The 21,979-nt window shown below is 31.6% G+C and carries 20 protein-coding genes; 10 read left to right on the forward strand and 10 right to left on the reverse strand.

Annotated elements, in window-relative coordinates; all coding sequences use genetic code 11:
* Nucleotides 1–60 precede the first annotated feature (60 nt).
* From Q0807_RS06665 to Q0807_RS06680, 4 genes are all read left to right on the forward strand, one after another.
* The gene (locus Q0807_RS06665) at nucleotides 61–2,886 is read left to right on the forward strand and encodes a sensor histidine kinase (protein ID WP_299107819.1); all 2,826 of its coding nucleotides are present in this window, start codon (nucleotides 61–63) and stop codon (nucleotides 2,884–2,886) included.
* The gene (locus Q0807_RS06670) at nucleotides 2,883–3,629 is read left to right on the forward strand and encodes a LytTR family DNA-binding domain-containing protein (protein ID WP_299107821.1); all 747 of its coding nucleotides are present in this window, start codon (nucleotides 2,883–2,885) and stop codon (nucleotides 3,627–3,629) included. The genes Q0807_RS06665 and Q0807_RS06670 overlap by 4 nt, the downstream gene beginning before the upstream one ends.
* A gap of 104 nt (nucleotides 3,630–3,733) precedes the next feature.
* The gene (locus Q0807_RS06675; RefSeq protein WP_299107823.1) at nucleotides 3,734–5,305 is read left to right on the forward strand and encodes a hypothetical protein; all 1,572 of its coding nucleotides are present in this window, start codon (nucleotides 3,734–3,736) and stop codon (nucleotides 5,303–5,305) included.
* Nucleotides 5,306–5,404: 99 nt separating this feature from the next.
* Nucleotides 5,405–7,744: an ATP-dependent helicase gene (locus Q0807_RS06680; protein WP_299107825.1), complete on the forward strand. Its 2,340-nt coding sequence runs from the start codon at nucleotides 5,405–5,407 to the stop codon at nucleotides 7,742–7,744.
* 7 nt (nucleotides 7,745–7,751) lie between these two features.
* Here the strand turns inward: Q0807_RS06680 and Q0807_RS06685 are convergent, their stop codons facing one another.
* The 3 genes from Q0807_RS06685 to Q0807_RS06695 all read right to left on the reverse strand — a co-directional run bounded on the left by Q0807_RS06685 (nucleotide 7,752) and on the right by Q0807_RS06695 (nucleotide 10,600).
* Nucleotides 7,752–8,696 carry a hypothetical protein gene (locus tag Q0807_RS06685; protein WP_299107827.1) on the reverse strand — a complete coding sequence of 315 codons (945 nt, stop codon included), beginning with the start codon at nucleotides 8,694–8,696 and terminating at the stop codon, nucleotides 7,752–7,754.
* Complete coding sequence (locus Q0807_RS06690; RefSeq protein WP_299107829.1) at nucleotides 8,693–9,652, reverse strand: pepsin/retropepsin-like aspartic protease family protein; 960 nt, start codon at nucleotides 9,650–9,652, stop codon at nucleotides 8,693–8,695. The genes Q0807_RS06685 and Q0807_RS06690 overlap by 4 nt, the downstream gene beginning before the upstream one ends.
* An 84-nt stretch (nucleotides 9,653–9,736) precedes the next feature.
* Nucleotides 9,737–10,600 (reverse strand): alpha/beta hydrolase, encoded by an 864-nt coding sequence (locus Q0807_RS06695; protein ID WP_299107831.1) that lies wholly within the window; start codon nucleotides 10,598–10,600, stop codon nucleotides 9,737–9,739.
* A 47-nt stretch (nucleotides 10,601–10,647) separates the two neighbouring features.
* Here Q0807_RS06695 and Q0807_RS06700 point away from each other — a divergent pair, with 47 nt between their 5' ends.
* Nucleotides 10,648–11,268: an L-threonylcarbamoyladenylate synthase gene (locus tag Q0807_RS06700; protein WP_299107834.1), complete on the forward strand. Its 621-nt coding sequence runs from the start codon at nucleotides 10,648–10,650 to the stop codon at nucleotides 11,266–11,268.
* Between the two features lie 5 nt (nucleotides 11,269–11,273).
* Here Q0807_RS06700 and Q0807_RS06705 read toward each other — a convergent pair whose 3' ends face one another.
* Complete coding sequence (locus Q0807_RS06705; RefSeq protein ID WP_299107836.1) at nucleotides 11,274–12,476, reverse strand: multidrug effflux MFS transporter; 1,203 nt, start codon at nucleotides 12,474–12,476, stop codon at nucleotides 11,274–11,276.
* 81 nt (nucleotides 12,477–12,557) lie between these two features.
* Here Q0807_RS06705 and Q0807_RS06710 point away from each other — a divergent pair, with 81 nt between their 5' ends.
* A complete protein-coding gene (locus Q0807_RS06710; protein ID WP_299107838.1) occupies nucleotides 12,558–13,004 on the forward strand; it encodes a DinB family protein in 447 nt (148 codons plus the stop codon).
* 79 nt (nucleotides 13,005–13,083) lie between these two features.
* Here the strand turns inward: Q0807_RS06710 and Q0807_RS06715 are convergent, their stop codons facing one another.
* The 6 genes from Q0807_RS06715 to Q0807_RS06740 all read right to left on the reverse strand — a co-directional run bounded on the left by Q0807_RS06715 (nucleotide 13,084) and on the right by Q0807_RS06740 (nucleotide 19,229).
* On the reverse strand, nucleotides 13,084–14,625 hold the full coding sequence (locus Q0807_RS06715; protein WP_299107840.1) for an acyl-CoA carboxylase subunit beta: 1,542 nt from the start codon (nucleotides 14,623–14,625) through the stop codon (nucleotides 13,084–13,086).
* 62 nt (nucleotides 14,626–14,687) lie between these two features.
* Nucleotides 14,688–16,133 carry an acetyl-CoA carboxylase biotin carboxylase subunit gene (gene accC, locus Q0807_RS06720; RefSeq protein WP_299107841.1) on the reverse strand — a complete coding sequence of 482 codons (1,446 nt, stop codon included), beginning with the start codon at nucleotides 16,131–16,133 and terminating at the stop codon, nucleotides 14,688–14,690.
* Between the two features lie 95 nt (nucleotides 16,134–16,228).
* The gene (locus tag Q0807_RS06725) at nucleotides 16,229–16,708 is read right to left on the reverse strand and encodes an acetyl-CoA carboxylase biotin carboxyl carrier protein subunit (RefSeq protein WP_299107842.1); all 480 of its coding nucleotides are present in this window, start codon (nucleotides 16,706–16,708) and stop codon (nucleotides 16,229–16,231) included.
* 149 nt (nucleotides 16,709–16,857) lie between these two features.
* Complete coding sequence (locus Q0807_RS06730; RefSeq protein WP_299107843.1) at nucleotides 16,858–17,535, reverse strand: PrsW family glutamic-type intramembrane protease; 678 nt, start codon at nucleotides 17,533–17,535, stop codon at nucleotides 16,858–16,860.
* On the reverse strand, nucleotides 17,532–18,089 hold the full coding sequence (locus tag Q0807_RS06735) for an NUDIX domain-containing protein (protein WP_299107844.1): 558 nt from the start codon (nucleotides 18,087–18,089) through the stop codon (nucleotides 17,532–17,534). Before Q0807_RS06735 ends, Q0807_RS06730 begins: the two co-directional genes overlap by 4 nt.
* 51 nt (nucleotides 18,090–18,140) lie before the next feature.
* Entirely contained in the window at nucleotides 18,141–19,229 is a 1,089-nt protein-coding gene (locus Q0807_RS06740; protein ID WP_299107845.1) for a M42 family metallopeptidase, read from the reverse strand.
* A gap of 125 nt (nucleotides 19,230–19,354) precedes the next feature.
* On the opposite strand from Q0807_RS06740, the gene Q0807_RS06745 reads away from it, so the two are divergent.
* From Q0807_RS06745 to Q0807_RS06760, 4 genes are all read left to right on the forward strand, one after another.
* Nucleotides 19,355–20,074 carry a DUF4294 domain-containing protein gene (locus Q0807_RS06745; RefSeq protein WP_299107846.1) on the forward strand — a complete coding sequence of 240 codons (720 nt, stop codon included), beginning with the start codon at nucleotides 19,355–19,357 and terminating at the stop codon, nucleotides 20,072–20,074.
* The gene (locus Q0807_RS06750; RefSeq protein ID WP_299107847.1) at nucleotides 20,058–20,684 is read left to right on the forward strand and encodes a hemolysin III family protein; all 627 of its coding nucleotides are present in this window, start codon (nucleotides 20,058–20,060) and stop codon (nucleotides 20,682–20,684) included. Before Q0807_RS06745 ends, Q0807_RS06750 begins: the two co-directional genes overlap by 17 nt.
* A 307-nt stretch (nucleotides 20,685–20,991) precedes the next feature.
* Nucleotides 20,992–21,399 (forward strand): DUF134 domain-containing protein, encoded by a 408-nt coding sequence (locus tag Q0807_RS06755; protein ID WP_299107849.1) that lies wholly within the window; start codon nucleotides 20,992–20,994, stop codon nucleotides 21,397–21,399.
* Nucleotides 21,400–21,402: 3 nt separating this feature from the next.
* Nucleotides 21,403–21,960: a NifB/NifX family molybdenum-iron cluster-binding protein gene (locus Q0807_RS06760; RefSeq protein WP_299107851.1), complete on the forward strand. Its 558-nt coding sequence runs from the start codon at nucleotides 21,403–21,405 to the stop codon at nucleotides 21,958–21,960.
* Nucleotides 21,961–21,979: the final 19 nt, after the last annotated feature.

A 21,979-nucleotide genomic window follows, 5' to 3' on the forward strand; every position in this document is an offset into this window, starting at 1 on the left:
AAATATATTAAATCAATTCAATTGAAAAAAAACAGGTTCCATATCACAATATATTTTATTTTGATATGGAGCTTTTCATTTTCACAACAATATACTAATATTTCTACTAAAGACGGATTACCTAGTAATCATGTCTATACTATTGTGCAAGATGCTAAGGGTTTTATTTGGTTTTTAACCGATAAAGGAATGGTAAGGTATAATGGTAAAGTATTAAAAAACTTTACAACAAAACAAGGTTTACCTAATAACGATGTTTGGGATGCGTTTACAACACCAGATGGTAAAATTTGGTATATGTCTAAATCTACACACTTAGGTTACATAGAAAATGATAGCGTATTTTCTTTTCCTAATGAAAATGAAGAGGAAGTAATAAATCCAATTTTTAGTACACAGATTGATAATAAGGTTTATCTCTCTGGTCCTAAAACCAGTCACCATTTAAAGGATAACGTTTGGAGGCGGTTTGCAAATCCAAAAACGTCAATAAATAAAATAAAGAATTATACTAGAGTTTATAATAGTAAAGTAAGATATCTAAATGTAGATTTTAATTCAAGCACTTTAAATTTATATGACGAAGCATTACATGTTTTGGCTCAATATTCAGCTAAAGATATTATGTATCAAAATGCTTCTCGAGGTCAGATATCAGATAGTTTGTTTTATTTAATATCAGATAAAAATTATACTTTTTTAAACTTAAATACCCTAGAGTTAAAAAGTTTCACCCACAAAGGAGAAGTTGGTATAGAGAGGCTTAAGCATCCAAGAATAAATTTGGTTGGAAATCAAATTCAGATTTCAGGTGATAGTTTTGTCGCTAAATTAGATAAAGATTTTCATGTTATAGAACCCATATTTTTTCCTTCGGAGTTAAATGCGCATTTCGGCTTTATAGATAGGCAGAATACGGTGTGGCTATCTACATTTACCAATGGTGTTTACAAATTGCCTTTTGTAAAGCAAAACATAGCCTATAAGTTTACTAATGAAAAGGTTCAGAATCTAAACATTGTAAATCGCAAATTGATTGCTAGTGTTTATAATAAAGGATTTTTTGTTTACAATGACTTAGACGAAACATTTAATCCTTATTTAAATTCTAAAGATTACATTTTTGGAGCGCTATCTATTAATAGTCTTAATACAAATTACTATTTGTCGTGGAGCAGTCTAATTGCAGAAAAGAATGGGAAGCGAGAAATCTTTAGTTTTGATGTATCGATATTTGACTCCTTAGAAGTCAACTCTTTTATAAAAAAGCTTACCTATTTTGAATCTCATATATATGGCATTTATTCTTTTGGTATTTATAAATTAGAGCCTAAAACATTAAATATAAAAAAAGACCTTGTTCTCAGAGGTTGTAATGATTTATTGGTTTTTAATTCTAGATTAATATTAGCAACTAATAATGGTTTAAAAGAATTAAAAAAGGATGCAATAAAAACAATTAGGTTTAAGAATGAAAAATTTAATAAGTCTGTATTAAGTATCGTACCGATATCAGAGTCAGAAATTTTAATAAATACGGATGGTTTTGGTAGTTATATTTCAGATTTAAAAACAATTAATCCTTTGGTTAATTCAGAGTTTTTGATTGTTCAGAATGCTTATGTAAAGGATGAATCTATTTGGTTGGCAACAAACTCAGGCGTTTTACATTTCCTAAAAAAAGATAACAATTATGAGTTAATTAGGACTTATAATGTAAATGACGGATTGCCTAATGATAATATCAATTCTGTTTATGTTACCACAAAAGATTTAATTGTAGGTGCAAATAATGGCTTAGCAATACTACCAATTCATCAGGCAAGAAAAGATTTATTAATAGATGTACTAATTAATAGCGCAACCTATAACGCAGAAGCTATAACAAAAGACCAATCTAGTTACAATTATAAAAGTAGCAATGTTGTTAATTTTAAGTTTGAAAGTATTGATTTTTCTGATGCTAACTTTAAAAATAAAGATTATCAATATAAACTAGAGCCTTTGCAGTCTAATTGGGTAAAGACTTCTGTGAATACGGTTAATTTTAATAATCTTCAACCAGGAAATTATGTCTTTAATATTCGGGACAAGTCGGTTACAAAAACTATTAACTTTAGAATAAAAGCGATGTGGTGGCAGACATTTTGGTTTAAAACTCTGATTGTATTTCTAGGTGTTTTTCTGGTGGCATTAATATCTGTTATATACGTAAAACGTTCCCAATTCAAAAAGAATCAAAAAATATTTGATGATAAACGATTGTCAGAATTGCAATTAAAGGCATTGCGTTCACAAATGAATCCTCATTTTGTGTTTAACTCTTTGGCAGCAATTCAATATTATATAAACGAAAATGATTTTGAAGCTTCAGAAATGTATTTGGTTAAGTTTTCTAAATTAGTAAGGCAATTCTTTGAGCTTTCTAAAGAAAATGAAATATCGTTAAGGGCAGAAACAACCTTGCTTAAAAATTATCTGGAAATTGAAAAACTTAGATTCAAAGAAAAATTAAACTTTCAAATTAATATAGATAATAGTTTAGATATTCAAAATACAACAATACCAACAATGATTTTACAGCCTATTATAGAAAACGCGATAAATCATGGTATATTTAATAAAATAGACGAAGGCGAAGTTGTTGTAAATTTTAAAAGTGAAAATAACCACACTATAATTGTAGAGATTATAGATGATGGTGTTGGTTTTGTAAACACTAAAAAAAGACAAAATGAAAATATAAAGTCGTCTCATGTATTAAAAGATAGACTTCATTATTTAAATAATTCTAGAAAGTGGAAAATCTCGTATTCTGAGGAAGAAATTTATCCAAATAGAGATGAAAAAGGAAATAAATCAATTTTTATAATTCAAAAGTTATGACAGATAATGTAAAAGCTATATTGGTTGATGATGAGATTTCTAATTTAAAAGGCTTACAAAAAAAGATAGAAAAACTTTTTCCTAATTTAAATATTGTTGGCACATATCAAAAACCAGAAGCGGCAATAAATGCTATAAAAGAACTAAAACCGCAACTTGTCTTTTTAGATATACAAATGCCAAGAATTAATGGTTTTGAGTTGTTAGAGGCTGTTAAGGTTATCGATTTTCAGGTGATTTTTGTAACCGCTTTTAGTGAATATGCTATTAAAGCATTTAAGGAAAATGCAATAGATTATATTCTTAAACCAATAGATAATAATGAACTGCAAATAGCGATTGATAAAGCCTTAGAGGTTATTGAATCTCAAAATTCTGTTGACCAAAATTCTAGACTTCTAAAATTGATTTCGGCCACAGTATCGGATAATAATAAACTAATTGTGCCAACAGCAAAAGGGTTGTCTTTTATTCCTCAAGATGAGGTTTTGCATATTGAAGGCTACGAAGGTTATACTAAGATTCACGTAGAAGACAATACAACTTTAACGAGTTCTTACAATTTAGGAAAGTTTGCAAAAAAGATGTCTTCTATTTTTTTTAAATGCCATAAATCTCACATTGTTAATATCAATAAGGTTAGGCATTTTGAAAATGAAGGCTATTTAGTTTTAGATAATGAAAAACGAATACCTATTGCTCGCGCTCAGAAAAAAGTGTTTTTAGAGCTTTTTAATGCTTAACCGTCATTCGTTTATGAGTTAAGAAATTTTCTGTTATAGTTAAGTAGTTGAAGGTGGTTTAGGTAATTTTATTCTTAATTATTCAATTCTAAAATTCTTCAATAATGATAAAGGACAAAGGTAATAGAATTCTAATTTCAATTACCATTGTATTTGCTATTACGTTGCTAACAACGCTAATTACAAATCGATTTATTGAGGACAAAATTGAAACTGCAATCAAAGATTTACCAAAATCAATTAAGTTAGATTACGCTGATGTGAATTTTAATATATGGACAGGTAATTTAGAATTAAAATTTCCACAATTAACTGTTCTAGGAAAAACAACAGACAAAACTATTCTCAATGCTAAATTGAATGTAATTGAAATAAAGGATGTTAGTTATTATGATTATTTAGTGAATAATGAGGTTACAATTGACGAAATAGTTTTAGATCAGCTTGTTGTAAAATATAAACATAATCCAAAGGTTAAGAATGACCAATACAGTAAGGGAATTCTAGACAATTTAAAACAAATCATTAAGGTTGACAAAATAGTAATTAACAATGCCGATGTTTTGGTTTTAAACTCAGACACGGATTCAACTCTTTTAAGTATTCCAACATTTAATTTTGAATTAAAAGGACTTCAAATCAATCCACGAGCTTCCAAAATTGAAAAGCGGATTAAATATGTGGATTTTAATTTAAACGCTGAAAAAGTGAAATATGCCATTAATAAGTTTGATGGTTTATTTGCAGACTCGATTCTAATTACTAATACGAATGCGACGTTTAAAGATTTTAAAATAAAAACAAAATACAATAAGATTGAATATTCTAAGATTTTAAAAACCGAACGTGATCATTTTAATCTAAAAATAAAAGAATTGAAATTCCAGGATACCGAATATGGATTAAGTCCTGATAAAAAGGTCTTTTTTAAGTCAGAAAAAGTAAAAATAATTTCACCAGAAGCTGAAATTTACAGAGATAAGTTAGTCGCAGATGATACAACATATAAGCCATTGTACGGAACGATGCTAAGGGATTTAAGTTTTGAATTAGGTCTTAATTCCGTTGAAATTTCAAACGGTAAAATATCCTATTTAGAAAAAGTAAATTCTGAGAAACCAGCAGGACAATTAGGTTTTAAAGACATAGAGGCTACAATTTTTAACCTAGGTAACATTAACCAAAATGAACAGACAGAAATTAAGGTGAGTTCAACATTCATGGAGAATTCAGCTTTAAAAGTCAATTGGAATTTCAAAGTAGCTGATATTACAGACCATTTTGAATTTAAAGCCGATTTAGGATTGTTTAGCGCAGATCAATTAGATCAGTTTACAAAAGCGAATCTCAATGTGGATTTAAACGGTGAGTTAGAGCAAACTTATTTTACCATTAGTGCTAATAAGGAACTGTCTCGTGTTGATTTGAAAATGAAATATGAAGATTTTGAAGTAGCTATTTTAAAAAAGAATGGAAAAGAAAAAAACAGATTTTTATCGAATTTAATTAATTTGATAGTTTCAAATAATAGTGAAGAACAAAAGAATAAATTTCGTTACGGACAAGATAAACAGGTAGAAAGGGATGTTTCTAAATCTGTTTTTAATTTTGTTTGGTTAAATGTAAAACAAGGTTTACTTACAGCTATGACAGGTGATGGGCTTCAAAAAGAGTAATAAAAATCAGTAATTTAAACAATGTTTTAATATTTAATGGCTTTCAATTCGGATAACTATAAGAGTATCCGTAAATTTACAGCTTCAAAAAATTTTAACTTGGAAAAATATCTCAGTCAACTTAATGACGCTCAACTAGAACCTACTATTCAGGTAAATGGACCAATGATTATCATTGCTGGTGCAGGTTCTGGTAAAACGCGTGTGCTTACTTATCGTATTGCTTATTTAATGAGTAAAGGTGTCGATTCTTTCAATATTTTGGCATTAACCTTTACCAATAAAGCGGCAAAAGAGATGAAAGGCAGAATTGCGGACATTGTTGGTGATGGTGAAGCTAAAAACCTTTGGATGGGAACATTCCACTCTGTTTTTGCTAAAATCCTTCGTTTTGAAGGTCATCATTTAGGTTTTCCAAGCAATTTTACAATTTACGATACACAAGATTCGCAAAAATTAATGGGCTCTATTATTAAAGAAATGGGACTCGATAAAGATATTTACAAAACCAAGCAAGTTTATAGCAGAATCTCATCTTACAAAAATAACCTAGTTACCGTTAAAGCTTATTTTAAAAATCCTGAATTAATGGAAGCAGATGCCATGGCAAGGCGACCAAGAATTGGAGAGATTTACAAAGAATACGTAGATCGTTGTTTTAAAGCTGGTGCAATGGATTTTGATGATTTATTGTTGAGAACCAATGAGTTATTAACACGTTTTCCTAATGTGTTGGCACAATACCAAGATAAGTTTAGATATATTTTGGTTGATGAGTACCAAGATACTAATCACTCACAATACTTAATAGTAAGAGCTTTAGCTGATCGTTTTCAAAATATTTGTGTGGTTGGTGATGATGCGCAGAGTATATATGCCTTCCGTGGTGCTAATATTAACAACATCTTAAATTTTCAGAAGGATTACGATGGTGTAAAAATGTTTCGTTTAGAACAAAATTACCGTTCTACTAAAAATATTGTAGGTGCAGCAAATTCTGTAATAGAACATAACAAAACTAAGCTAGATAAAATCGTTTGGACTGCTAATGATGTTGGTGAAAAGGTTATTGTGCATAGAGCAATTACAGATGGTGATGAAGGTCGTTATGTGGCTAGCACAATTTGGGATACTAAGATGAATGAGCAACTGCATAACAGTGATTTTGCAGTTTTGTATCGTACCAATGCGCAATCTAGAGCCATTGAAGACGCGTTGAGAAAACGAGATATTCCGTACAGAATTTATGGAGGTTTATCATTTTATCAACGTAAGGAAATTAAAGACGTTACAGCTTATCTACGCTTAATTCTTAATTCTGCAGATGAAGAAGCATTAAAACGTGTTATTAATTATCCTGCCAGAGGTATTGGACAAACTACAGTTGATCGCTTAATTGTTGCTGCAAATGCTACAGGACAAACCATCTATGATGTTATTAAGAATATTGATTCAGTTAATGTAAACATTAATAATGGTACCAAAAATAAACTTAGAGATTTTGTAACACTTATTGAAAGCTACAAGGTGATGAACCAAACTGCGAATGCCTTCGATTTAGCAGAGCATGTTTCCAAAACAAGTGGTTTAGTTAGAGAATTAGGAAAAGATGGCACACCAGAAGGTGTTGTCAAAATGGATAACGTACAAGAATTACTTAACGGTATTAAAGATTTTGTTGAAGGACAAATGGAATTGGCAGATGCTGGTGATTCTTTAGCAGAATTTTTAGAAGATATAGCCTTAGCAACGGATTTAGATGGAGATAAAGGCGATCCAGACCATGTTGCGTTAATGACAATTCACTTAGCTAAAGGTCTAGAGTTTGGACATGTGTTTATTGTTGGTATGGAAGAAGACTTATTTCCGAGTGGAATGAGTATGAATACTAGAAGTGAACTAGAAGAGGAGCGACGTTTATTTTATGTGGCATTAACAAGAGCCGAAAAACAAGCCTATTTAACGTATACATTATCGCGTTACCGTTGGGGAAAACTAATAGATGCAGAACCAAGTCGTTTTATCGAAGAGATTGATGACAAATTTATAAATATTACTACACCATTAAAAGAACGTTTTAACCCTATGTTAGACGCTTCTATATTTGGAGATATTGAGCCAAATCGCGTTAGATTTGCAAAACCTAAAACAGCCAAGATTCATAAAAAAGAGATGAGCAAAAAATCTGAAAACTTTAAAATTAGTACACCAAAAAAATTGAAGAAACTAGATAAGACTGAAAGTGATTCAGGTTCTTTTGATAGTAAGTTAACTGTAGGTAGAACAGTTAATCATCAACGTTTTGGTAGAGGTCAAGTGATGAGCTTAGAAGGTGCAGGAGGTGATGCAAAAGCCGAAATTAAGTTTCAGAATGGTGATACTAAAAAGTTATTATTACGTTTTGCTAAGCTCGAAATCTTAAGAACTAAGCAAGATTAAAGAGTAATTATTTTATCATACAAACGGAATTAATATTCCCTTTGCCATCATATTCTTTTACCGAATTATGTGGGTCAGTAATCCATTGGCCATCAACAATAAATTTATAATGGTGTTTTCCTCCAGATAATCTTTTGTTGTATGTCCAGCAGCTGTCTTGCCATATCATTTTATAGTTATCTATAGACCAATCATTAAAGTCGCCACTTAAAATGACGGTTTTGGCATCTTTAAAATCGCATAATTCAAAAGTTACGTTTTTTTGCACATCAATCACAGAATTGTAACCGCTGTATTCGTTTTCAATTTTTGAAGGATTTTGTGGGTCCTCAATCCATTTCCCATCAATTATAAACTTGTATTGATAGATATCTGGTTTCAATTGTAATGTCACTTTCCAACCATCTTCTGTAGGTTTCATTAAAAAACCTGTTTCGTCCCAACGGTTAAATGTACCACTTAAAATAACTTTTTTGGCATCCTTGAAACCTTTCAACTCAAAATTAACATTGCCATTATCTGTTGCAAAAGCACTATAAAGTTTAAGGTTGTAAACCATTAATGGAAAACCATCAGGGTTTTTTGCGTCTACGCTGTTTTCAAAATCGCTTGTTGGTTCTGCCCAATGTTCACTGTTAACTATAAACTTAAATTCCCATCCAAAATTTGAAGTAAATACCGATAGGTCTTTTTTTAATTGGTAAATAGTATCATTGACTTTAGTCATTGGCCATTGGTCTAATGCCCAATTATTAAATTCGCCAGAAACAAAAACATCCTTTATGTTAACATCATTATTTTTAATATTGGGATAATCATTAACGTTGAATACAAAAGTGACCTGCTCACCATTAATATCGAAGCCTTTTTTTGTTTGGCTTTGGGCAAAAATTTTACAGCTAAATAGTAAAGTTAATAGGAGAAAAAAAAGATGATTTGTTTTTATTTTCAAGGCTTTATAATCGGAAACTTAATAAAATAGAGTTTCTGTTTTTTGTAGTTAATAATCGTTCGTTGTTGAGCGAAAAATTCAAAACCAAGAATGCCATCGAGATTAGTGCCAAATGCACTATTCATTTGCCTTAAATTAGTAAGTACAGTTTTCATTGGTCCAAAGTAAATTGAATCATTCAATCTAACTCTATACAATTTTCCTGCCATAACTTTCAATTTCTTACCGCTAGCACCTGTAAGTTTTAATTCTTTACTAGGATAAAAATAGTCTAAAATTTCTGAATCTATATTTTTATTCAGTTGATTGTATTCTGCACCTGTATCTAATCCAAATTTCACTTGTTTATTTTCAATTTGTGCATCAATAATTATTGTGTGCTTCTTAAGTTTAAAATCAATGCTATCATGGATTGTTTCTGCATAAACTTTTTGGGACAAACGCTCACCATTCTTATCTGTTTTAGTCAACGTGATTTGATTTAAGTGCATATCAATAAAAATTTCAAAATCTTTCAATACGCTAAAACCAATAATGCCTAAAACTTCAATTTTCTTAATCTTTTCTATATGAGATAAATCGATAACATCAGCATTTAAATTTTCTAACCTAAAATCTTCTAAACTAAGTTTTTGAAGGTGTTTTTCTACTACATCTTCAATTTCAATATGAACTCCACTTCGTTGTTTGGTATTCGATCTATAGGATCTTGAAGCTTTATAATGAACGCTATTTAAAATTAAGGTTTCAGACCCAGTATCAATAATAAAATTACCTTCCTTATCTAAGAGTTCAACTTCTACAACAATAAGTTGGTCAATTACTTTAAACGGAATTCTTGTGGTTGATGTATTTACAAATTCTGCTTTAGAAAAAACGATAGGAGGTTTATAGTCAGTAGCATAGAGCTTAACTGAAATAAACAAGGCGAAAATGATTTTGATTGATTGATGCATATTATATAGACATACAAACTACTCTTTATTTTACATTATTTTATGTTTTTAACATTTTTCAAACTGTATTTTAACACATTACCGTTATAGGTGTGTTTCTATAAAGTTCTTTAATTTTATAGTAGTATCTAAAAGATTAAGCCCAACCCAACCATGGCCTTCATCTGGGTATAATGTAAATTCATGCGTTACATTCAATTCTTCTAGTTTATCTCGCATTGCTGTACCTTGTGTTGTTGGTACTAAAGGGTCTTCTCCACCATAAAACATAATTGTTGGAGGAGCTAAAATTGTTGCTCTGTGGTACGGACTTATTTCTTCAAGATATGGTATTGATGTATCTAGACCTAAATTAACTAACAAGCCTTGTAGTATAGGGTCTGTATTATCTAGGTAAGCAGGATCCGTGAAATTAGTTGGGCCTACAACGCTGCAAACCATTTCAGTTTTGTTATTAGTATCAAAACCATAACTCCATAATAATGACAAATGCGCACCAGCACTAACACCTACAAAACCTATATCTTCAGCAATTGTGTAATAGGCTTCATTAGCTTCTAACCAATTAATTACGCTTGTAATATCATCTATTTGCATTGGGTATGCTTGGTTATTTGTATCTGCTAAGCGGTAATTTATGTTTACAACGGCATAGGAAGGCATTTGATCTAAAATAAAATCTTTAAAGTCATTCATGTCGGCTTTGTCGCCAGCAGACCAGCCTCCTCCATGCACAAGGATTAAAGTTTTAGTATTGGCTGTTCTGTTTGCAGGTAAGTATAAATCAAAAACCTGATCACTATCTGATCCATAAGAAACATTGAGTTCTGTATACGATTCTAATGGGTCTAAAACTTGTGGTTGGGCATTGTCATCATTATCGGATGAGCATGAAAATAGTGCGGAAATTGAAATCAATAAGATGAATACTAATTTTAAATGCTTCATAATAAAAAATATAGTTACTTTGTAAACGTGTCCTAAAGATAGTTATTATGGCTGAATTTGTTAAAATATATCCAGAAAATCCGAATCCAAAAGCGATTCAGAAAGTAGTTAAATCGCTGAAAAGTGGAGGTTTAGTAATTTATCCAACTGATACCGTTTATGGTTTAGGTTGTGATATTACTAATATTAAAGCTTTAGAACGAATTGCTCAAATTAAAGGTGTTAAGCTTGAAAAATCGAATTTTTCCTTCGTTTGCGAAGATTTAAGTAATCTTAGCGACTATGTAAAACAGATAGACACTACAACTTTTAAAATATTAAAAAGGGCATTACCAGGACCTTATACTTTTATTTTGCCAGGATCTAAAAACTTGCCAAACCCATTTAAAAAACGAAAAACAGTAGGGATTAGAGTTCCAGATAATTCTATAGCACTAGCTTTAGTTGCTGCCTTAGGAAATCCTATTGTTTCAACGTCTATCAGAGATGAAGATGATGTTTTAGAATACACTACAGATCCAGAGTTAATTCTTGAAAAATGGGATAAATTAGTCGATATTGTTATTGATGGTGGTTATGGAGACAATGAAGCGTCAACTATAATTGATTTATCAGAAGATGAACCTGTTATTGTTAGAGAAGGTAAAGGTGGTTTAGAAATCTTTTAAGATTCCTAGCCTATATCTCTAACTGGTTTTTTTACACTGTAAAATAGCACTAAAGCAATAATACCTGTGATAAAAAAACCTATAAAAAGAGGCAGAACAGATGTTTTTATAAAACTCCCTATATAGTTAGCTATTGGTACTGCCATTACTGTTGATATAAAACCATTAAGAGCAGAACCGATGCCTGCAATATGTCCCATGGGTTGCATGGCTAAAGCTCTATAATTACCAAATAAGAAAGCGACACTAGCAAACTGAAGCATTAGAAATACGATAAGAATTTCTATTGGAGGATTAACGCCAGACCAAAACAGAATCACATATATAAGTGAGATTAATACAAAGGCTATTAAGGCAATATTTACCAAATTCCACATCCCAAAACGCATTACAATGGCACTGTTTAAAAAGGTTGATAACCCAATAGTAATAGCTAAACTCGCAAATATATAAGGGAAATATTCTCCTAAATCATATTGAACTTGGAAGATTTGTTGAGACGTACTCAAGTATACCATAAACGAACCTGTAATTAGACCAGAGAGTAAGGTGTATATAACAGCAGACTTTATTCTGAAAAATGTAATAGTACCAGATTTAAATATGGCTAACCTATAGGTTTTTCTATACTGATCATGTAAAGTTTCTGGTTGTCGTTTCCAAAACCAGAATATAATTAAGGATCCAAAAATTAAGTTGACATTAAAAATGGATTGCCAATCGAAATGATTTAACAAAAACTGACCTAACATTGGAGCAATCACAGGAACCAAAATAAACGTCATCGTTACAACAGATAAGATTTTCGCCATGTGATCACCACTATAAGAATCTCGCACAATGGCAATACTCATAGTTCTTGGTGATGATAAACCAATACCTTGCAGAACACGTCCAAAAAGCATCATTTCAAAATTCCTGGTTGTAATACAAATTACGGAAGCAATTACAAAAACACCAAAACCAGCATAGACCATTGGTTTACGGCCAAAACTATCCGAAAGTGGACCAAATATCAGTTGCCCAAAACCAAGTCCTAAAAAGATAGTTGTGATTAGTTTTTGATTTTCGGTTTCGTTAACACTACTCAAATAGTCTCCTATTCTTGGTAGAGCAGGTAATACAGCATCAATTGATAAGGCAACAATAGACATTAAAGCTGCCATTAATACCACAAATTCTAACTGAGACCGTTTTTGATTTTGCATGGCGCAAAAGTAACTATTATTGTCTATTTTTGATTACAAAGAATCTTAATATAACATTAAATTAATCTAGATTTTAAACCTATGCTAACAGAGACATTAATTAAATTATTTAATAGAGATCTTAATAAATTAATTGAGGAAATTAGTCAATATAACGATGACGCAAATATCTGGAAGATAGATGGGCTAATTACAAATTCTGCAGGTGCTTTAAGTCTTCATATTTTAGGTAATTTGAATCATTTTATAGGTTCAATATTAGGGAATTCAGGTTATGAGAGACAACGAGGATTGGAGTTTTCGTTAGAAGATGTGCCAAAGTCAGAATTAATTCAACAATTTGAAGATACAATAGTTATAGTAGAAAGCACTTTGAAAAATCTAACTTCAAAAGATTTACAAGCAGAATATAAACCTCAGGTTTTTAAAGAGCCAATGACAACTGAATATTTTTTGGTGCATTTAGCGTCTCACTTAGCTTATCATTTGGGGCAAATAAATTATCATAGACGATTATTAGATAAATAGTTAATTAAGTTATTGAAAAATTTAAACCCAACAAATTATTATAGTTTGTTGGGTTTAAATTTTAAGTTCTATTAATAAATTACAACGGGATATTTCCGTGTTTACGATCAGGTTTTACAACGTCTTTATTCTCTAGCATACTAAATGCTTTTATTAATTTTCGTCTCGTGTTTTGTGGTAAAATAACATCATCTATAAAACCACGTTCTGCTGCACTATATGGATTGGCAAATAAATTAGCGTATTCGGCTTCTTTCTCTTTCCACTTCGCTTCTTTGTCTTCAGCTTTAGAAATTTCGCGTTTAAATATGATTTCGGCGGCACCTTTTGCTCCCATAACAGCAATTTCGGCATTAGGCCATGCAAAATTCATGTCAGCTCCAATGTGTTTAGAGTTCATAACATCATAAGCACCTCCATACGCTTTTCTTGTAATTACCGTAATTCTTGGCACTGTAGCTTCGCTAAAAGCGTATAATAATTTCGCACCATTAACGATGATGCCATTCCATTCTTGGTCTGTTCCGGGTAAAAAACCTGGTACATCTTCTAATACTAAAAGTGGAATATTAAAACAATCGCAGAATCGTACAAAACGCGCTGCTTTTTTAGAGCTATTAACATCTAGAACACCTGCTAAAAACATAGGTTGGTTCGCCACAATACCAATACTTTTTCCACCTAAACGAGCAAAACCTACAATAATATTTTCTGCATAGTTTTTATGAATTTCATAGAAAGAATCTTCATCTATAATACCTTCAATAACTTGATGCATATCGTAAGGCTTATTAGGATTCTCAGGTACAATGCTAGCCAAAGAGTCTCTAACTTCCTCTTTGAGTTCAAAAGAAATATCTTCAGGTTTCGTTTTATTACTTTGTGGTAAAAAACTCAAAAGTTTTTTGATGTCCTCTAAACATTCTACATCATTTGTAGATGTTTTGTGAGCGACTCCAGACTTAGAAGAATGAACACTTGCGCCACCTAATTCTTCACTTGTTACTTCTTCGTTAGTCACTGTTTTTACAACATTTGGACCAGTTACAAACATATAACTTGTGTCTTCAACCATTAATGTGAAATCTGTCATAGCAGGTGAATAAACCGCTCCACCAGCACAAGGACCCATTATGGCAGAAATCTGAGGGATAACACCAGATGATTGCACATTTTTATAAAAAATATCAGCATAACCAGCTAATGAGCGCACGCCTTCTTGAATACGTGCACCTCCAGAATCATTAAGCCCAATAATAGGAGCGCCAACATTAACCGCTAAATCCATAATCTTACAGATTTTTTCAGCATGTGTTTCGGATAATGAACCACCAAAAACGGTAAAATCTTGTGCAAAAACATAGATTAATTTGCCATTAACAGTTCCGTAACCTGTTACCACACCATCACCATAAAATTGCTGGTCTGCCATGCCGAAGTCTTTAGTTCTGTGTGTAACTAAAGCACCAATTTCCTCAAAAGAACCTTCATCTAAAAGATACATTACGCGTTCTCTTGCGGTTAGTTTTTTCTTTTGGTGTTGTTTATCAATTCTAGCTTGTCCTCCTCCTAATTTGGCTAAGGCTAGTTTGTCGTTGAGTGTTTTTATTTTGGATTCCATGCTGTTTTTTGTTTTTCACGTGAACGCAAAGCGTTGTCTGATTTTTAATTACTGCTTACTGCTTACTGCTTATTCCGTACTCGTAATAATTTCTGTTCTTTTAAAAAATGCTTTAATGCAATTTTTGCTGCAATTTCGGCTTCTATTAGATGTTGTTCTTTTAATAAGCTAAAAGAGTAGTGGTTTTTTACAAAATGGGTGTCAAAAACACCACTTCTAAAAGCATCATGTTCACAAACAAAGCGACCAAAAGGTAATGTACTTTGTACACCTTTTATCTGGTAATTATTAATGGCTGTTATCATCAATGCAATTGCTTCTTCCCGAGTGCTTCCGTAAGTAATTAGTTTAGATAGCATTGGGTCATAATAAATAGGGATATCCATGCCTTCTTCATAACCATTATCTACTCTTATATTCTCTCCTTCAGGAAGTTTATAAACCTCTAAGTTTCCAACGCTTGGTAAAAAGTCATTCATAGGATCTTCAGCGTAAACACGAAGTTCTAAAGCATGACCATTAATTTTTAAATCTTCTTGTTTAATATTTAGTTTTTCACCTCTTGCAACTTTAATTTGAAGTTCTACTAAATCTACACCAGAAATCCACTCGGTAACCGGATGTTCTACTTGGAGTCTAGTATTCATTTCTAAGAAATAGAAATTGAAGTTTTCATCTAAAAGGAATTCCACAGTTCCGGCTCCGACATAGTCACATGAGCGTGCTACATTTATGGCAGCTTGTCCCATTTTTTCTCTTAGTTCTGGTGTTAGTGCAGCAGAAGGTGCTTCTTCAACTATTTTTTGATGACGACGTTGTATAGAACATTCGCGCTCAAAAAGATGAATTATATGACCATGTGTGTCTGCCATTACTTGAATTTCTATATGTCGAGGAGAAGCCACATATTTTTCAATAAACACAGAGCCATCACCAAATGAAGACTTCGCTTCACTAATAGCTCTATTCATTTGCGATTCAAATTCGGCTTCGTTTTCAACAATACGCATGCCTTTTCCGCCGCCTCCAGCTGAAGCTTTAATAAGGATAGGGAATCCTATCGTTTTTGCGATTTTTTTTGCTTCAGGAATATCTGTAATAGCCTCGTCCGTTCCAGGTACCATAGGGATATCATAATCCTTTATGGTGTCCTTAGCGGCTAATTTATTACCCATTAATTTGATCGCTTTAGAACGTGGTCCGATAAAAATGATATCATTGTCTTCGCACAATTCTGCAAAATCAGCGTTTTCACTTAAAAAACCATAACCAGGATGGATGGCATCAACATGAAGCGATTTTGAAACCTCTATAATTTTATCGCCTCTTAAATACGACTCATTTGATGGAGCTAGACCAATACAAACGGCTTGGTCTGCATATTTTACGTGAGGTGCATTACGGTCTGCTTCAGAAAATACAGCAACTGTTTTAATGCCCATTTTCTTAGCCGTTTTCATGACTCTTATGGCAATTTCGCCTCTATTTGCTACTAATATTTTTTTCATCTTTATGTTCCGTAAAAACGGAAGATCTATTTTAATTATACTTACTTTTCAATACACTTAGACTGTGCTTAGAGCGAGATAAAAAAGACTTTTATTTAGCTTTCAAATTCAATTAAAAGTGCGTTTTTATCTACCGTCTCACCATATTTTACGTGAATGGATTTTATAATTCCTTCTCGAGGTGAATGCATTACATTTTCCATTTTCATGGCTTCAAGAATTATTAAAGTATCATTTTCTTTAACTTCATCACCAACTTTTACGCTAACTTCTAATATTAAACCAGGCATAGGAGCTTTTATATCATTAACTTGTTTTAAAGCACCAATTTCAAAACCTAAAGCTTCAATTTGTTGATCTAAAATGTCGTTAATAGTAACGTCGTAGGTATTGTTATTTACTTTAATTGAGTAGGTTTTCTTATTAAAGTCGGTTTGTAATATTTCAGCTTTTACTGAAGTATTATCTTCAAGAATATGATAAGTGTCGGTAGAAGTTTCTACAATGTCTAATGTTTCTAAAGTATCTTTTGATAATTCAAAAGTATCTGTAGAATTGACTTTTATTTTGTACATATGCTATGTTTTGTTAAAGAATTGCTAAGTTATAACGAAAACATCAAACAAAAAATGAAATTAGTAAGGATATTTTGAGAATCTCATAAATTTATAAGCATTATGTTGTATTGTTAGCGATAAAATCCGTTAAATATTTCTTTGAAAGCTTAAGAAGACTTAAAATGAGAATCGTCTTGATGTTTTTTAATAGCTTTCCGAGATAATAGAATTCCAATAATTAAAGAGATAAAAGCACCAATTGAAATTCCAGGAATAAAATTGATAAATAAGAAGAAATCGTAAGCACCATGGAATATGGTTGCTAAAAGAAGACCTATTAAATTAAGAACCAGTCTGTTGTTTGAGAATTTCGCTTTTCCCATGTAATAACCCATTAAAACACCGAAAGTAGCATGAGCTGGTACCGCTGTAAAAGCTCTTACTAAAGCTGTTTGGTAGCCACCATCGATAACGTACATTAGATTTTCGGTACATGCAAAACCCATAGAGACCATTACAGCATAAATAATTCCATCGTAAGGTTCGTTAAAAGCTTTTTTGGGTTGTGCAAAATATTTTACAATGACGTATTTGCTAAATTCTTCTGATAATGCAACAACGACAAAAGCCTGAATAAACTGTTGCCACACACTAAATTCATCTGTGATAGGTATAAACCTGCCTGTAAAAAAGTACAATACAAAGACTATTAATATACTTACAACAGCACCTAAAAGAAAACTAGAAATTAATAAACCTCTTGGTTCTTTTTCGTGTTTATCTTGAACATAAATATATAAGAGGATGGCAAAAACAGGTGCGATTGCTAATAGAAGTAAATTCATTCAGAGATTTGATTAAAGATTTCCCCATTTATAAAATGGTAGTAATCGCTATTACTTTCAACAAAATGCATGTTTTTAGAACTATTAAAAACTAATTCTGTAAATGTATCTAATGTAACTAGTTTTATGTCTTCAACTTCATCTGGTTGAGGAATCAAATCTTTTAGTGGTACCTTTAATTCTGAAATAAAAATATGATGAAATTCGTTATCTTGGATAGCACCATTATTATAAGTGGCTGTATGAAAATGGGTAGCAATTCTTCTTAAATCGTTAGCGCTAATGTCTAATCCAATCTCTTCTTTAGTTTCTCTAACAGCTGCAGATTCTATAGATTCACCAGCATCAACATGTCCTGCAACAGAAACATCCCAAAGTAATGGGCAAATTAATTTTCTATGTGAACGTTGCTGCAAAAGTATATGGCCATCTAAAGTGTAAAACCACACATGAACGGTATTATGTAACCAACCGTTTTTGTGAATTTCAGATTTTAAAGCTGTTTCACCCGTAGGTTTGCATTTTTTGTCTACTATATCAAGATATTCATCCATAAAAAAAATAGACCTATTAGGTTTTATAAACCTAATAGGTCTTAAGTAAGATTATTTAAAATAACTAAAAGTTTCTCCGTCTTCTATTTTTAATAATGTTTCATAAATTAATTTAATCACATTTTCTACGTCTTCTTTATGTACCATTTCTACAGTTGTATGCATGTAGCGCAATGGTAAAGAAATTAGGGCAGAAGCAACACCACCATTACTGTAAGCAAAAGCATCTGTGTCAGTACCTGTTGCTCTAGATAATGCAGCACGTTGAAAAGGAATTTTCTTCTCTTCAGCAGTATCTGTAATTAAATCACGTAATTTTTGTTGTACAGCTGGAGCATAAGCAATTACAGGACCTTTACCAATTTCCGCATAACCTTGCGTTTTTTGTTCAATCATTGGTGTTGTTGTATCGTGTGTTACATCTGTAACAATAGCAACGTTTGGTTTAATCGTTTCTGTAATCATTTCAGCACCACGTAACCCAATTTCTTCTTGTACAGAATTGGTAATGTAAAGTCCAAAAGGCAATGTCTTATTGTTTTCATGTAGTAAACGAGCAACTTCGGCAATCATAAAACCACCCATTCTATTATCTAATGCTCTACAAACAAATTTGTCTTTATTAAGAATATGAAATTCATCTGGATACGTAATTACACAACCGACATGAACACCCATTTTTTCAACTTCGGCTTTATCTTTTGCTCCAATATCAATACAAATATTATCTGGTTTAGGAGCTTGTTCTTTAGCTTTGCTTCTGGTATGGATTGCTGGCCAACCAAATACTCCTTTTACGATACCATTTTTTGTATGAATATTTACAATTTTACTTGGTGCAATTTGGTGATCGCTCCCTCCATTTCGGATAACATATATTAATCCATTGTCTGAAATATAGTTAACATACCAAGAAATTTCATCTGCATGTCCTTCAATTACAACCTTGTATTTTGCTTTTGGGTTTATTACTGCAACGGCAGAACCATAAGTATCTGTGATAAATTCATCTACATAAGGTTTTAGATAATTCATCCATATTTTTTGTCCTTCCCACTCATAACCTGTAGGCGACGCATTATTTAAATATTTCTCTAAAAAGTCCATAGACTTTTTGTTCAATAATTGTTTTTTAGCCATCTGTGTAAATTTTCCTTAAAAATAATAATATTAATGCGATTTTAGGGTTATAGACTATAAATATTGCTAATTTTGAATAGTATTAAAATCGAAACTTTGGAACGATTTTGGCAATAAATAAACTGATGAAGTATATTATTTACATCGCAATGTTTTTTTCTGTGGTTTTATCAGCACAAGAAACACCTGTGGAGCAAGAGCAAGACTCCACAGAAGTGCAGTATATGATTATTGAAGGTGATTCTATACCAGTAACAGCTGTAGAGTTAAATGAAGTGTTAGTATTACCTAATTTAAAGTTTGCAGATAAAGCAGCTAGAATTAGATATATCATTTTAAGACGAAAAACTTTAAAGGTTTATCCTTATGCTAAACTTGCTGCAGAACGTTTAGAGGCACTGCAAAAACGACTCGATGAATTAGAGCGTAAACGAGATAAAAAACGCTATGCAAAAGTTATTCAGAAGTATATTGAAGATGAATTTTCTGCAGAATTAAAGAAATTGACAAAAACGGAAGGTCAGATTTTAGTAAAATTGATTCATAGACAAACCGGAAAAACTACTTTTGATCTTATTAAAGAATTACGAAGTGGTTGGCGAGCCTTTTGGTTTAATAGTACTGCTAGTTTATTTGATATATCATTAAAAAGGGAGTTTAATCCTTTAGAAGAGGAAGAAGATTATTTGATTGAAGATATTTTACAACGTGCGTTTCAAAATGAACGTTTAAGTCGACAAGAACCAGCATTTGATATTGATTTTTATGCCTGTTATAATAAATGGTATAAGCCTCAAAAAGCAACTACAAAGACTTTAAAAGTTAAACATGCGAATCCAAACTAAACAAGAAGAAAAATTAAATGCTTGGACACACGGTTTTGGTGCAGTTCTAGGCTTGGCAGCTTTGGTTCTTTTAATTTTAAAAGTAGACCATACGCAGCCTTGGCATTTGTTTAGTGTTATTATTTACGGAATGTCTATCATTATTTTATTTTCTGCCTCTACACTTTATCATTCTGTTGAAGATGAAAAACAGAAGCATTACTTTAGAATTGTTGACCACGTAAGTATATATTTTCTAATAGCAGGAACGTATACACCAGTTTTACTGATATCATTAACAGAGACCTTAGGTTGGACACTCTTTTGGACCGTTTGGGGAGTTGCTGCTTTTGGTGTGATTTTAAAACTTTTTTTTACAGGACGTTTCGAGATATTTTCAACGCTTTTGTATTTAGTAATGGGTTGGTTAATTGTTTTTGACTTTGCTAATGCCTCAGCATCTCTAGGACCTGAAGGGATTTTATGGTTATTTGCAGGAGGTTTGTTTTACACTGTTGGTATCATTTTTTATGCGATACAAAAGATTCCTTATAATCACGTCATTTGGCATTTGTTTGTTTTGGCAGGCGCCATTTCTCATTTCTTCATGATTTATTTGTTTGTGGTTTAGCTCTCATCTAGCTTTTCTCAATTCTTATTTTATCAGGATTATTTTATTTCCCCTTTTTTTATTCTTTTCTTACTTAGCTTTTTAGTTTAACTATTTAGGATTGTGATTGGCTTTTGTATGCTTGTTTATACGCCTTGCTCATGTGAATAGTCATAAAGTGTATAAAGCACAGGTGAATTTGCTTGTAGGTTTTATTTAATATTTCAATATCATTCTACATAATTTAGTCAGTCATTTATTTACATTATTTTTTAAATAATAAAACAAGTTATGAACGTAAGTTCATTACCTTTGTAAAAAACAGATAATGTCACGGCCCAAAAAAAAGAGGAAAATTAACCATCCACCTAAAATGCTTGGTTTTAAGCCATTCGGAATTCGATTTTGTGATACAGAGCAAGTTATCATGCAATATGAAGAATACGAAACGGTTAAATTGGTTATTTATGATAATCTTTCTCAAGACGAAGCAGCTGAAAAGTTAGAGGTTTCAAGACCAACACTCACCAGAATTTATAATAGTGCTTTAAAAAAAATTGGACAAGCTTTTGTGGAAGGCAAATCTATAGTTATTAAAGGTGGAGACTTCGAATTTGATAAAGATTGGTATAAATGCAAACGATGTTTTAAATTAATAGATGGAATTGAAGATTCTATTAAATGTAATGAGTGTCCAGATGATGATAAAGACGAATTAGAAAATTTAAATGAATAGATTATGCCGCACTTTAATCACAAAGGCCCAGAGAATTTAGGTCCAAAAACAGGAATGAAATTAGGAACATGTAGAAAGACAAAATCTGATACTTATTCCTATCCTGAAAATAGACCTTTTGGAAAAGGACGACGAAAAAAATGCAATAATAAGATTACAAAATTAAATGTTTCAAAAATGAAAAGAATAGCAATACCAATAACAAGTGATAACACCATAGAAGATCACTTTGGGCATAGTAGGTTTTATGAAATATATACTTTTTCTAGTGCTAATGAAATTATAGATTTAAAACTGTTAGAGTCTGAGGAAGGTTGCGGATGCAAATCAAATATTATTAATGATTTAGTTGATGTAGGTGTAAAGGTTATGTTGTCTGGTAACATTGGAGATGGTGCTGTAAACAAATTAAATGATGCAGGTATAAGTGTTATAAGAGGTTGTTCTGGTAAATCTTCAGATGTAATTTTACAGTATGTTGAAGGCGATATTTCGGATAGTGGTATTAGTTGTTCAGACCATAATGCAAACCATGAAAATGAGCATGTCTGTAGTCATTAATACTTATTTCAAAAAAACA

It is taken from the genome of uncultured Winogradskyella sp., from assembly GCF_947495255.1.
Classification (GTDB): domain Bacteria; phylum Bacteroidota; class Bacteroidia; order Flavobacteriales; family Flavobacteriaceae; genus Winogradskyella.